The sequence below is a fragment of the Pelagerythrobacter marensis genome (genome assembly GCF_036700095.1).
In the GTDB taxonomy this organism is placed as follows: Bacteria; Pseudomonadota; Alphaproteobacteria; order Sphingomonadales; family Sphingomonadaceae; genus Pelagerythrobacter; species Pelagerythrobacter marensis_A.
Genome location: NZ_CP144918.1, coordinates 865,345 through 879,046, shown reverse-complemented (window position 1 = coordinate 879,046; position 13,702 = coordinate 865,345). Strand labels below are relative to the sequence as shown.

The window sequence follows — 13,702 nt, the reverse complement described above, 5'->3', positions numbered from 1 at the left end:
ATGCCGCGGCTGCTCCTGCTTCTTTGCGCCTTGCTGCTGCTCCCGCCGTCGCTCGCGGCGCAGGAGCAAGAGGCCCGGCCGGTCGTGCGTATCGTGACCACGCCCTTCGTGCTCCCCGCGAAGTTCCGGCCGATGCAGGCCTGGGCGCGCGATGCCGGCTATCGCCTCGAATGGGTCCATGTCGGTGAGAGCGACCGGGATGCCGGAGATCCCGCCGCCGGCGCCGACTTTCTCGTACTCGACGGACCGCGCCCCGGCGACATGGCGGCGGCGAAGCAGGCCGTGGGGCCGCTCGCGGCGCTCCCGATCCCGTGGCTGAGCGTCGGCGGCGGGCCGCCGGGCTTCGGCAACCTGCCTCCCGCGGCCGCGCGGCGCCTGATCGCCTATTATGCCGGCGGCGGCGCGGCCAATCTCGAAACTTTCGTCGCCGCGGTGCCGCTCGCGCTGGCCGGGGAGAGTCTGGACGGCCTGCCGCCGCCCCGGCCCATGCCCGATACCGGTTACTACCACCCGCAGGCGCCGCGGCTTTTCCGGGAAGCCGGGGAGGTCGGGCGCTGGATGGAGCAGAGGGGATGGCAAGCGCGCCCGGTGGTCGCCTTCGCCATTTCCGGCGGCGCGATCCGCGACATGCAGACCGCGGTGATCGAGGCGCTGGCAGACAGCGCCGCAGCGCGCGGGCTGATGCCGGTCTTCTTCTGGTACGACGAGCGCGATCCGCAGGGCATCGCGCGCATGATCCGCCCGCTCGCGGCGCAGGCGCTGGTCAACCTGACGCATATGCAGGACGGCGATGCGCGAAAGGCCGAGTTCGAGGCGCTGAACCTTCCCGTGCTCCAGGGCCTGAACGAAAGGTCGGGCACGGCGGCGCAATGGCGCGAAAGCCTATCCGGCATCGGCGGGTCTTCCGCCGCGGTCATGCTGACAGTCCCCGAAGCATGGGGCGTTGCCGATCCCGTCGTCCTCGGCGCGGTCGAGGACGGCGCGCCCGTCCCCATTGCCGAGCAGGTCGAGCTTCTGACAGCCAAGCTCGCACGGCTCGTGGCGCTGCGCACGACGCCTGCCGGCTCCAAGCGACTGGCGCTGTTCTTCTGGAACTATCCGCAAGGCGAGAAGAACCTTGCCGCATCCAACCTCAATCTGCCGCTGAGCCTGGAGAAGCTTACGCGCGATCTGGCGGCGGCCGGCTACGACGTCGCGCCGCAGGAAAGCGCGCCGCTGATCGCCGCGGCCCAGGCCATGCTCGGCGGGCTCTATCGCCCCGAAACGCTTGGCAGTCTGCTGGACCGCGATCTTGCCGCGCGCCTGCCGCTCGCCACCTACAAGGCGTGGCTCGACGCTTTGCCCGCCTCGCGCCGCGAGGAGCTTGTGGCCGCTCTGGGGCCGCCGGAAGAGAGCCCGGCGGTCGTTGGCGGGGATTTCGTCATTCCCCGTCTTATGCTGGGCAAGCTGGCCATCCTGCCGCAGCCGCCGCGCGGTCGCGACCCCGGCAGCGCCTATCACGACAAGGCCACGCCGCCCGATCACCGCTATCTCGCGACCTATCTCTGGGTGCGCGAGGGGCAACGGGCGGATGCGATCGTCCACATGGGCACGCATGGCACGCAGGAATGGACGCCCGGCAAGGATCGCGGGCTATGGGCCGGCGATTACCCCTTCCTGCTGGTGGGCGACGTGCCGGTGTTCTATCCCTATATCCAGGACAACGTCGCCGAGGCGCTCCAGGCGCGGCGGCGCGGGCGGGCGGTGACGGTCAGCCATCAGACGCCGGCTTTTGCCCCGTCGGGCCTCTACGACGAACTGCGCGATATCCATGCGCTGATCCATCAATATGCCCAGCTCGAGGCGGGGCCGGTGCGCGATCGCGTGGCCGAAGCGATTCGCGCCCAGGCGCGCAGCGCGCGGCTCGATGCCGACATGGGCTGGAGCGACGAGGCGGCCGCGCGCGATTTTCCCGGCTACTACACCGCGCTGCACGATCATCTGCACCAGCTGGCGCGAACCTCGATCCCGCTCGGCCTCCACGTCTTCGGCGCGCCGGCCACGCCCGATCGGCGGCTGACGACGGTGATGCAGCAATTGGGGCCGGACTATCTCGCCGCGCTCGGCCTCGATCCGCAGGAAGCGTTCGCGGAGCACTTCGACGACATCGCGGCAAGCGCGCCCTATCGCACGCTCGCGCGCTATCTGCGCGAGGGCGAGGATATCGCCGCGATCGCCGACCCGGCGCTGCGCGAGCAGATCGCGCTGGCCGCCGCCTACGACCGCAACCTGGCCGATCCCGGCGAAACCGAAGCTCTCCTCACCGGGCTGGCCGGGGGTTTCGTTCGTGCCGGCGCAGGCGGGGACCCGATCCGCAACCCCGAGATCCGCAGCGGGCGCAATCTCTACGCCTTCGAGGCGGAGAAAGTGCCGGCACCCGCTGCCTATGAAGAAGGCGGCAGGGCGCTCGAGCGGATGATCGAAGCGCACAAGGCGCGGCATGGGGAGATACCGGGCAAGATCGCCTTCTCGGTCTTCTCCGGCGAGACCATCCGCACTTTGGGGATCGGCGAGGGGCAGATCCTTCACGCGCTCGGGCTCCGTCCGGTCTGGGACCGCGGAGGCAGGGTGGAGCGGCTGGACATCGTGCCGCTGGAGGAACTCGGCCGTCCGCGCATCGACGTGGTGATGCAGCCGACCAGCGTCTATCGCGACCAGTTCGACGCCTTCCTGCGCCTGCTCGCGGACGGGATCGACCGTCTCGCGGACCTCGACGAGGACAGCGGCCCCGCGGCCGGAGCGCACGACCTCGAGCAAACCCTGATCGCGCGCGGCATCGCGCCGGCGCGCGCGCGCGAACTGTCCCGCCTGCGCATCTTCACCAATGCCCCCGGCGACTACGGTACGGGGCTGCCCGACGCTATCGCCGCGGGCGGCAGCGGCGGGGCCGCAAGCTGGGAGGGGGAAGGCGATCTCGCCGATCCTTTCCTCGCGCGGATGCAATATGCCTATGGCGCGCGCGACTGGGGCCTGAAGCTCGAAGGCACCAATCTCTTCGCCGAGCAGCTCCGCCATGTGGACGCGGCAGTGATGAGCCGCTCCTCCAATCTGCACGGCCTCCTGTCGACCGATCACCCGTTCGAACACCTGGGCGGGCTGTCGCTCGCCGTGCGGCACCTGACCGGCCACTCGCCCGCGCTCTACGTCACCGATATGCGCGGCGGAGAGGCACGCTTGGCCACGGCCGCGTCCTTCCTCTCCGACGAACTGCGCGTGCGCTATCTCAATCCGCACTGGATCGGGGAAATGCAGAAGGAAGGCTATGCCGGGGCCAACACGATGCTCGGCATCGTCGACAATCTCTGGGGCTGGCAGGTCGCCGATCCCGGCAGCGTGCGCGCCGATCAATGGCAGGCGATGCACGATACCTATGTGCGCGATGCGCGCCGGCTCGGCCTCGACCGGTTTTTCGAGCGGGTGCATCCCGATGCGCAGCTGCAGATGATCGAGCGGATGCAGGAGGCGATCGCGCGCGGATACTGGCAGGCGGACGAGGCCACCCGCCGATCGCTGGCCGAGCGGCGGCGCGAACTGCAGGGCCTGGTCGCCGCCGCGGGCGATCTTGCGAACGACGCTGCCCGGCGCCGGGGTTTCGGCCTCGCGGCTGCAACGGGCGCGCCGCCTGCAGCGTCGAGCGCGGCCGCCGCCGCTGCATCGGCCGCGCCGCCGGTGCCCCCCGTTATGGGCCGTATCCTCGAACGGCAGGTATTGCCCGATCCGCCGCGGCCGCCGTCGCTTCGCGGGCAGCTTCCCGCCGCGATCCTGCTGATGCTGCTGTTCCTTGCCGGCGTGCTGCTCGAAGCGGGCAGCCGCCGCTCCTCCAGAACCTGGGAAACCGCCGATGCTCGTGCTTGAAGCCACCCTTTACGATGCCTCCCGCCTGTTCCTCGTGCCCGTGATCGTGCTGATCCTGGCATCGCTCGCCTACGCGCTGATCAGCCTCGGGCGCTTCGCTGCCGAGGCCGCCGCGAGGGCGGCGGGACGCGCCCGCCGGCCGCTCACGGAACATAACCGCCGCACGGGTCACACGGGCGAAGATCTGGAACTTGTCGTCCTGCGCCGGCTGGAGTGGCTGCGCATCGTCTCGCGCAGCGCGCCCATGCTGGGGCTCGTGGCAACGATGATCCCGATGGGGCCTGCTTTGCTGGCGCTGGGCACCGACGACGCGGCGGAGGTCGGCAGGAACCTGGTCGTCGCCTTCTCCTCCGTTATCCTGGCGCTGATCGCCGCCTCGATCTCGTTCTTCGTCTACACGATCCGCCGCCGCTGGCTGCTGGAAGAACTGCGCATGCTCGAAACCGCGCGGGAGGCCGCATGATGCGCTTTCTCGAAGATGATGAGGCCGACGATCCGATTCTTTCCGTGGTCAACCTCGTCGACCTGTTCCTCGTGATCACCGCGGTGCTGATGGTGCTGATCGTCCGCAACCCGCTCAATCCCTTCCAGTCGGACAACGTCGTGGTGGTGGAGAACCCCGGTGCGGAGGACATGACCGTCACGATAAAGGATGGCGAGAAGCTGGAGCGCTATACCTCGACCGACCGGCTCGGCGAGGGCGGCGGGGTGAAGGCCGGAACGACTTACCGCCTGCCCGACGGGAACCTCGTCTACGTTCCCGAATAACCGGCGACGAGGCGGTATGGCCTCGATGGAAGACGCCCCCTCTTTCTCTGCCGTCCTTGGCAGGAGGCGAGGCCATTGCTTCTCCAGTTCGGTGGCGAACGCCGCACCTGCAGGGCGTCGACCGCCCAGGCGGAGCGCTGCCGTGCGAAAGGAAGCCGCGGCGGTCGGCATCGTCAGCGCAAATGGAAAACCCCGTCATGACGAGGCCGAATTCCATGTTGTCCGCCCCGTCATTGGGCGGCGTCCGGGGCTGTCAGCGGAAAGAACCCGCTGATGCTTTGCAGTCGGCCCTGTTCATCGTGCAGAGCGAAACTGGCGCCGCGTTGCAGGACCGCGTCGTCCGCACCCAGGAGCGCCCATCGGGCCAGAGACCGACCGTTGTGGGCGATCACCTGGCTGATCTGGAAACGGCCGCCCGGAACGCTTTGCTGGAAGCCGCCCATATAGTCGGAAAGCGCCGCTCGGCCGCTCAGTGGCCCGTTCGGGTCGCAATAAGTTGCCTCGTCGGCCAGGCACTCCTGTAATTCGCTCTCGCGAACAGCCGGTTCTGACGACCAGATCTTCGCGTAGCGCTGCCAAAGTGTTTCAGCGTCCATGACACGCCTCCAATATGCTGAAATGGTTGGTGATCATCTTTTCCAGGTCGCGGGTCTCGTAACCCGCACGAACCAGGACGAGGACGCCCTGGTAGAGCGCCAGCAACCCCACCGCGTCGGGTCCGTCGCCGCCAAGCCGGTCGGCGAAAGCCTCGCGAAGGAGGTCGAACCCGTGTGATACGAAGGGCGGTATTTCCGTGTCGCCGAACTCGACGGCGCTGTTCGTGATCAGGCAGCCTGACGAGCCTCCGTTCGGCTCGTGCAGAAGCGACAGGAACAGGCGGCGCAGGCCCTCGATACCGGAGCCCTTCGGTGCGTGATCCTGAAGGCGGCGCATCAAGACCTTGCGATTGTAATGATCGCTCGCAGCTCGGAAGAGCCCGCGCTTGTCGCCATAGGTGTTGTAGAGACTGCCGGAGGTGAGCCCCGTTGCCTCCTCCAGGTCGCGGACCGAGCTGGCTGTATATCCCTGGCGGCGAAACACATGCATCGCACCGGACAGGACTGTCTCTTCGTCAAACGTTCGCGGCCGCGCCATACGGGACCTCCCGTTTTGCAATATCTATTATATAATATGCGTTTTAAAATTTCGCAAGGTCAGCCAAGGTAGACCGCCGATTTGCGCCAATCCCATTTCCGACCAATGCCGTGACGTTTCCGCACGCGCACGAAGCGACAACCGGTGTCTGCGTAAAGCCTTGAATTTCAAAAGCTGGCGCACCCGACAGGATTCGAACCTGTGACCTCTGCCTTCGGAGCTGGTCTAAGGGCCTATCCGAATTGCACGATAGGGCACGCCAGAGCACGATAACCAGCTGAAATATATTGATTTTCAGAATCCGCTCTCCGAAGTCTCTATCCGAGATTACGCCTTGATTTCCGCCCGCGTGCTTGCGTGGTGCTTACTCGAAATTGGGGCTTCCGAGGGACGGGAGCATGACCAAACTGACCAAACGGTTCGTGGAGGCCGTCGAGCCGCAGAGCAAAGGTCACGTCGTCTGGGACGACGAATTGCCAGGCTTCGGTCTTCGCGTCTATCCCTCCGGCAAGCGCAGCTACATCGTCCAGTACCGATCCCGTGGCCGCTCGCGTCGCTACACGATCGGCCTTCATGGCGTGTGGACGCCCGAGACTGCGCGCCGCGAAGCCAAGGCCCTGCTCGGACAGGTCGCCCATGGCGGCGATCCGGCTGAAGAACGCGAAGAAGACCGCAAGGCGCTGACAATCAAGCAGCTGTGTGAGCAGTACATCGCCGACATGGAAGCCGGCCTCATCCTGGGCAAAGGCGGCCGACCGAAGAAGGAGACCACCATCGCCACCGATGTCGGGCGTATCCGCAGGCACATCATCCCTCTTCTCGGGACGCGACGCGTGCGGGACATCACCAAGCCCGACATGAACAACCTGATGAAGGACATCATCGCCGGCAAGACACGCGCGACCATGAAGACCGAAAAGCTGCGCGGCAAGGCGATCGTTCGCGGTGGCCGTGGCACTGCAATACGGACAATGGGTCTGCTCGGCGGCATCTTCTCCTACGCGGTCGAGGCCGGGGTGATCGAACACAATCCGACGCACGGTCTCCGCAAACCGAAATACCAGGTTCGCGACCGTCGGCTCAGCGAGGCTGAGTACCGTATTTTGGGAGACATCCTTCGTCAGGCTCAGCAAAGCGATCGCTTCAGAATACATGCCGAGATCCTGAGGCTGATTACGCTGACCGGGTGTCGGCGCGGAGAAATCGTCAACCTCAAATGGAGTGAGATCGACCTTGAGGGTAGCTGCTTGCGGCTGGTCGATAGCAAGGAAGGCTCCTCGGTTCGCCCGGTAGGCCTTCCAGTCGTGGAATATTTGGAGAAGGAACGACCGCACAGAACCGGAACTTATGTCTTTCCCGGCCAAGGCTTCGACAATGCGGTCGGCAACTTCCCGCAGAGTTGGAAGAAGCTGTTCAAGGATACCCCGCTCTGGGATGTGACGCCTCACGTGCTACGGCACAGTTTCGCAAGTATCGCGAACGACTTGGGTTTCACAGAGATCACGATCGCCGCTCTGATCGGCCACGCGAAGGGATCGGTCACGAGCAAATACGTCCACACCCTCGACTCAACGTTGATCATGGCTGCGGACACCGTGTCGGGCTACGTAAAGGCCTTGCTTGAAGGCGTCGAATTCAGACGGAACACTTACACGCTGGATCGACAATCCAGGAAGAGCGCAATCGATCAAATGCTCACGGAATCTAGGCCAGCGGTGTAGGAACAAAAGGGTGTCCTACTGTCTTCACGTAGAATAGACTCAATTCACAATTTAACGATCCTTTGATCCCTACATGAAGCAACGGAAATCAAAGACTTGGTCCACCAGCTCGGGATTTTGCTGAATGATCTCCGCAAAGCGGCCCGAATAAACCATCGTCACTGGCAGCTTCTTATACAACGTGTTGTTGTTCCAATCCATTTTGGTCAGCGCAAGAATGCCGTTAACGGTCTCATGCCAGCCACCCTGGCCTGAAAAACGACGCAACAAGAGCGGCGATGGCGTAGGTTTGAGTGCGCCCTCTTTGTAGATGTTATAGTTGGGGTTTTTGAGCTGAACACCGGTAACGCTTCCCTGCGACCAAGCCAACGCTTCCGATGGAGAGATCGGAACATACGCCCCTCTCTCGACAGGATAGTTATATGGCTTCGGTGGTTCAGCCGGATTGCCGTACTGCGCTTGCTTTCCAGAAGTGTATCGCAGGCCGGTCCAATCGGTGGATTGAACGACCTGCACGAGTTCGACCTCAGTGCCTTCGTTGAAGCTGTCAAGCGCTGCTTCAATCTCCTCCTCCTTGAACTCAGTGTTCTTATGGATCGTTATCTTCTTGGGCGTCCTGCCGACATGGCCAGATTGATAGACGTGTAAGCTCTTCGCGAGCACGGATTGCATTTCATAATACGACAAATACGGATTGTGGCGGCGGTCCTCCGTGAACTCCTTGGCGTCATAAGCGACAAACTGAAATCCTGTTCCATCCGGATCAAACACCTGGCTGCAACACGTCGTATATTCTTGTCCGCTGCCGTCGGTTTTCCGGCGCGTAGCGTAACTGATGCCGATGAAGGCTTCTTGTGGGTCAAGCCCAGTGAGTTTCCAGGGCTCGCCGCGGGCCTTTGCAAACAGCGCCACGGACAGCCCCCACATCACATTGGCTCTACACGACCGATCGAAACTTTCCTGATTCAAAATCTGGATCGGAATGCCAGTGGGGGCGCAATAGGCCTTGATGAAGTGATGCAGGTTGAAACGCTCCCCCTCAAAGCAATCGCTCCAGGAGCGTGGGAGGTAGACCAACGCGACATCAAAACGGTGGCGCTCTGCCCGCAGCTTGATCACCTCATTGAGCAAAGCCTGCGCTAACCCCAGCCTGTTCCTCGCAGCCGCAAGCCGGTTCAGTTCGTCCGGTAACGCGAAACGCATAGCGTCTTCGATATCAGTGATTGGCGTGCGCATCAGTGCTTCAAAGCCCGGATATTCCGGATAGTAGGCCGGTGCTTCTTTCGGTTTCGCTGATGAGTTCAATTCCCGAACCAACCCATCAATCCGAGCCATATCGGCCTGCGGGGCAATCACGGCGAATCGGACCACTGATGGTGCGCCGAACCGTAGACTGAAGGGGCCGTGATCGATCAGCCCGCGCAGGGGATGCCGATCGGTCCTCCCGCCGTGAAAGATCAGCTCAGGTTCGGGAGCGACCGCATATGCGGGAAGCGCATCGGTCATTTTCTGCCCCTCTTCATGGCAAAGCCTGTCTGAGTCGAGAAGCCGAAGACCGGATTTGCAAAACCGATATCGCCTTCAAAGGGCGAGACCGTCACTTCAACATCCTTCCCCGCATGGTCCGACAATACGCCAATCCAAGCAGAAAGCAGACGGTCATGCTTGTCGTTCCTCCGACCCGCTTTGCGTCTATCTAGAAACTGCGTTGCATGCTGACGCGCAATAGTCGGCCATATCCAGACATCGGGCTTCAAGAGCAACCAGAGCCGCTCGTCGGCATAACTAAGCGAAAGGTGGACCGCCTCAGCGAAGTGCACTTGATGGACCGCGTCATGCTCTTCGGTCGCTGGAAGGGAAAGCCCTGGCACTTGCCCGGTGACCTTGCCAGCCTCACGATACAGATCCTCCAAAATGCCCACATCTTGCGCCTTATGATCAACGATCAAGGAAACCCCAGACCTCTGGCGACGTTGGAGCAGCGGCCGTTCCCGGCACAGCGCCCGCCCCAAGCCCTCTTCGAGAAAGTTCTTGATGTGGAGTCGTGATCCAGTCCGCCAATCCGAATCGAATGTCATCTCGCTTTGGTCGAGAAAATCCGTTCCGAAGCTGCCTTCAATATCTTTGGGTCCGCCCCAAGCCATAACGTCGCCGTCAATAGTAAGAACCGCGCTCGTCTCCGGCTTTCGTTTGAGTTCGGCAATGGCGTCCCAGTTCGTGGCGGACTTCAGTTTCACCTTGGCGCAAGTCGTCGGGACCTGTGTCATTGGCAGCCCATTGAAGCGCAGAACGGGCTTGCCGCCCTCCGGACCTGGTATCGTGATTTGAACTTTTCCGACACGACCTTTGCGCACCTTCGCATCAAGCTCATCCGGCTTGTCGGGAAGATTACGCCACAGCCGGAGCATCAGGGTGTCGTAGGTATCGATGTCGACGAACTCAGCACGAACTCCGGCAGCCTTGGCGTCCCTCATGAGCGCGGCGACGCCCTCAAGTGGCATCGCCCCCCTCATCTTCATCCAGTAAAGGCCGTGCGGAAATGGATTGGGGGCTGCCAGTATGGCCCGGAACAAGGCCATGATACTCTCATCGCGCCCCGAATACCCTGCAACGACAAAGCCAAACCTTGAGCCAGCCATTGCCATGCATTTCGAGAGCTCTTCATTTTGCGCTGCCAAATCAGAGGACAGGTTCTTTATGCTGTCATACTGAAAGTCGCCGTGCAGCTTGCAGTAGATAGGAAACTGTTCGTTGTTGAGCGCCGACACAGCATTCCGGGCACCTTCGATGTGGTAGGCTGACAATGGCTTTTCGGAAATCTCCGCGACGGCCTTTTCGACAACCGGATCGAAATTCGTTGTGAAAACCATACGGCACATACCGCTGGCTAGCAGTGCGCCAAAAACGCGGTTGCCAACAGCCAATCTGGCGCGGTCTTCCGCCAAGATGCTCGATATGTAGCGTCGCTGCCGCTCGCGGTCGTCACCAAAAATCGTCTCGAAATAGGTTGTGTATTCCGACGCCGACCAGCGCTCCGGGAATCCGCGCGATTGCATATAGGCCTCTACCTTCGCCCGCACAGCATCATTTTGCAGGTCCTTCGTCGAGAGGGTCTGGTTTTCTTCGCTGCAGTAGTATCGCCGCTTGAGATCCGAGATGATATCTTCTGCTGTCGGAAGATTGGCATTGTGCGATGCACCGGCTCCCAAGAACCACGCGTAACCCTCCGGTCGTTCACAGAATATTCGTGCAAATTCCGCTTGGTTCATGTCTTCTTGGCCAAGAAACTAAATTTGAGGGACATATATACTTTCATTAACATCAATTTGGAGCCAAAGAAGGTCGCTGATGACACCCGGTAACTCGAAAGAGGCCTATCTGTAGATCGGCGTGACAATTCCTTCGCTCCCGGTGGATGAATGACCCAGCAGCCAAGTGACTGCCTGATTCACACCTACAACCATAATGCTGCCCAAGGGTGCAGCATTTCCCAATGCATGCGCGGGGTCAGTACTAGCAATCCAAGCTGCTCACGAATGTGAGCGGCATTTCGCGGCAACCGGCGCTCCATTGTGAGGAAGCCCTGACAGCGCAGCGCGATGGCATGCTGAAGCAGCAAGCGGTCCTTCTTGCTGAGATACCCGAACCGGGATTCGCTCAGGCGTGCGGCTAGCGTCTCGCTCTCGGTGGTCGCCGCATCATCGTCGAGGCAGACGCCGGAGTGGTCTGCAACGTCCCACAACCATTGCATATGGCCAGGATCGCGCTTGTCGTGAGCTTCCTGCATGCTGGCCCCCGACACGATCCACTCAAAGAGCGCGCGTTCATTCAGCAGGAAAATCCGGCGCAGGGCGTCGAGATTCTCCATGCCTTCCGGAATAGTGTGAAGGCGGTCGGACGGCGGGACAGGTTCGCCTTCATAAATGTAATAGTCGTAGTCTCTGAGCGTTTGTGCCGTGCAGGAATCCAGAAATATCCGGCGCGGCAAGGCCTCGAGCGGATAGCGGGAATCCTGCTGCGTGCTTTCCGACATGTTCATGTCTACGCGGCCTCCGCCCCCGCACCTGCGAGCCGGAAATATCCGGTCAGGGGCGTTCTGTCCGCATCCCATCCAGGGGGCGCGCCGCCATTGAGCGCCGCGCGGCAAAGGAGATTGTTCCCCGCAATGCACGTGACTTCCGGTGCCATGATACAGGCCGGACAAGCGCCGCCCCGCTGATCGCACAGACTGCCGCCATCGCACTTGAGCGCGCGGTCCGAAAGGAGCTGCTCAAGGACGGTCAGGCCGTGATTGCGCCACATGGCTGACAGGTTCCCCAGATCGGGCGTCATGCCGCGGCGATAGACGAGAAAAGCCAGATCGGCCGGAAAGACGTATTCCCCGATCGAGCCGTGCTCCAGCCCGGAATATTCGACGACAGCATGTGCGAAGTGATGCGCCATGGTATGCAGCAGAAGATAAACATAGCTCGGCAATGAGCGCGGCGTGCGGGCGTCTGCCGTCCGCTCCTTGTAGTCCTCAAGAAACCGCCCGAAATCGGCGTATTGTTCAATCAGCAATCCTCCCAGATGCATCCCGTCGCGCGGCGGGAGGTCCCCGCCCAGACCGTTACTCGCGAGCCAGTCAATGACCCGCGCTTCATTGAGCCGGATGTAAAAGCCTTCATTTTTTTGCTCGAGAATATAGACAGGGCGCCTGTTCTTCTCCGCATAATCGAACGCCCGCAGCCGCACCGGCATTTCCCGGTCTTTCACCGTTATGGAGGGCGTGGAGCCGACGCGAGTGTACCCGAAACTGAACTCGCAGATATCAAGACCGCGCAGCATCACCAGCTCATCAAGCCCCAGACGCCTCAGTTCCTGATCCACGCGCGCGGCGTAGGCCCCGCGCGCCGCCGTATCCGTCGGGTCAATGTCGCATACCTCGGGGTTGCGGACGGAAACGGCGGGAAGGCTCGGATCGCTTCCCTGACGCTCTACCACCTCATCGCACAATGAAGCATGCTCGATCGCCAGCCGGATCGGGTTGTACCGACGCGCCCAGTCCTGACTTCTTTCAGCCTGCGTTCTGAGCACCGGCGACTCATCGTGCTGTTTGGCAATCAGCCCGGCCGCTTCGTAGCTGGTACGCTTGTCGGCGAGTTGGTTTTCGATCACCGCCTTCTGGTCGCCGACAAGAGCCGCCGCGATGTCCATGAGTTGCTTGTACTCTGTCGCCTTCGCATCCTGACCGTTGTCCTGCAGCTGACGGATAACTTCCTTATGGGTGAGCGGCGTGCCGGGAAAGGTATACAGCTTCATGAGACGAGAGATCAGGTCGCTGCGGCGGGCCGTACTGAGCAATGACGTGACTTCAGCGTCCCGGAACAGAATGAAGCTGTCCGTCTGCACATAAAAAACCGACGATGCGCGGTATGACACCGGCAGCATGTTCCATTCCTTCGGAAGATTCCCGTGCCCGCCGTCCATCCGCGGCTTGAGCAGCTCCAGCGTCTCCCGGTCGGCCTGCACAACGTCTTTGAGCGCGAGGCAATTACAGCATTGGAACTTCCAGTCGCTGAAAAACGGCGACGACCTCGTGACGAGCTGGTACTCGTCCTGCCCGCAGTTCTGGCACTTCTTGGCCTGATTGACGCTTCCGTCAGGCGCCATCACCCAGCGATAGGGACTGAGACCGGCGTAGTTGCCGGACCAGTGAGCAAATACTACATCGATCTGACGCCATTCATGGCGGCCCGAGGACGATCCCCGGCAATCTGTGCGCTTTTCGGTCTGCGGCCAGCGCCGCGTCAGATCCTCGACATTCTCGAATTCTACGAGTTTACCGCAGTCGGTATTTGAACACACGAACACGAGCGGATCGGGTGCGAACCCGATCCGGCTGGGCTGGTTGAGTGAGAACCGTCCCGGATCAACAAGCGGCTCCTTCTTGTTGTTCAGAAAGACTGGATCGACGCACTGCTCTGGAAGAACTTCCGGGTCCGCACGGGCGCGTATGGCCCGTTCAAACCATGACTCCACATACTCGGCGAGATGTTCAAAAAGCTGCTTGGCCACGGCCGGGGAGGACGGCGTATAAGGTGTGGCAACAGGTACGGCGATACAGCAGCCAAGCCCGCCCTCGTACGTGAACAGGGCGCCTGGGGCGTATGAAGTGGCGATTTGCGTGCGCGATCTCTGCATAG

General features: G+C 62.0%; 10 protein-coding genes. 4 read left to right on the top strand and 6 right to left on the bottom strand.

Features of this window, described 5'->3' with window-relative positions; translation table 11 throughout:
• From cobN to V5F89_RS04110, 3 genes are read left to right on the top strand one after another with little or no spacing between them, the layout of a single operon-like run.
• A complete protein-coding gene (gene cobN, locus V5F89_RS04120) occupies window positions 1–3,894 on the top strand; it encodes a cobaltochelatase subunit CobN (protein ID WP_338446986.1) in 3,894 nt (1,297 codons plus the stop codon).
• Window positions 3,881–4,357 carry a MotA/TolQ/ExbB proton channel family protein gene (locus V5F89_RS04115; protein ID WP_338446985.1) on the top strand — a complete coding sequence of 159 codons (477 nt, stop codon included), beginning with the start codon at window positions 3,881–3,883 and terminating at the stop codon, window positions 4,355–4,357. The genes cobN and V5F89_RS04115 overlap by 14 nt, the downstream gene beginning before the upstream one ends.
• The gene (locus V5F89_RS04110) at window positions 4,354–4,662 is read left to right on the top strand and encodes a DUF2149 domain-containing protein (RefSeq protein ID WP_338446984.1); all 309 of its coding nucleotides are present in this window, start codon (window positions 4,354–4,356) and stop codon (window positions 4,660–4,662) included. Before V5F89_RS04115 ends, V5F89_RS04110 begins: the two co-directional genes overlap by 4 nt.
• Before the next feature lie 230 nt (window positions 4,663–4,892).
• Here the strand turns inward: V5F89_RS04110 and V5F89_RS04105 are convergent, their stop codons facing one another.
• A complete protein-coding gene (locus tag V5F89_RS04105; protein WP_338446983.1) occupies window positions 4,893–5,258 on the bottom strand; it encodes a nuclear transport factor 2 family protein in 366 nt (121 codons plus the stop codon).
• Window positions 5,248–5,796 carry a TetR/AcrR family transcriptional regulator gene (locus V5F89_RS04100; RefSeq protein ID WP_338446982.1) on the bottom strand — a complete coding sequence of 183 codons (549 nt, stop codon included), beginning with the start codon at window positions 5,794–5,796 and terminating at the stop codon, window positions 5,248–5,250. Before V5F89_RS04100 ends, V5F89_RS04105 begins: the two co-directional genes overlap by 11 nt.
• A 398-nt stretch (window positions 5,797–6,194) precedes the next feature.
• On the opposite strand from V5F89_RS04100, the gene V5F89_RS04095 reads away from it, so the two are divergent.
• Window positions 6,195–7,517, top strand: coding sequence for a tyrosine-type recombinase/integrase (locus V5F89_RS04095; protein WP_338446981.1), 1,323 nt, complete (start codon window positions 6,195–6,197; stop codon window positions 7,515–7,517).
• Window positions 7,518–7,586: 69 nt separating this feature from the next.
• Here V5F89_RS04095 and V5F89_RS04090 read toward each other — a convergent pair whose 3' ends face one another.
• The 4 genes from V5F89_RS04090 to V5F89_RS04075 all read right to left on the bottom strand — a co-directional run bounded on the left by V5F89_RS04090 (window position 7,587) and on the right by V5F89_RS04075 (window position 13,700).
• Complete coding sequence (locus V5F89_RS04090) at window positions 7,587–9,023, bottom strand: nuclease PIN (RefSeq protein ID WP_338446980.1); 1,437 nt, start codon at window positions 9,021–9,023, stop codon at window positions 7,587–7,589.
• Complete coding sequence (locus V5F89_RS04085; protein WP_338446979.1) at window positions 9,020–10,786, bottom strand: SIR2 family protein; 1,767 nt, start codon at window positions 10,784–10,786, stop codon at window positions 9,020–9,022. The genes V5F89_RS04090 and V5F89_RS04085 overlap by 4 nt, the downstream gene beginning before the upstream one ends.
• 185 nt (window positions 10,787–10,971) lie before the next feature.
• Window positions 10,972–11,556, bottom strand: coding sequence for a hypothetical protein (locus V5F89_RS04080; protein WP_338446978.1), 585 nt, complete (start codon window positions 11,554–11,556; stop codon window positions 10,972–10,974).
• Window positions 11,557–11,558: 2 nt separating this feature from the next.
• Window positions 11,559–13,700, bottom strand: a complete 2,142-nt coding sequence (locus V5F89_RS04075; protein WP_338446977.1) for a hypothetical protein — start codon at window positions 13,698–13,700, stop codon at window positions 11,559–11,561.
• Window positions 13,701–13,702 lie beyond the last annotated feature (2 nt).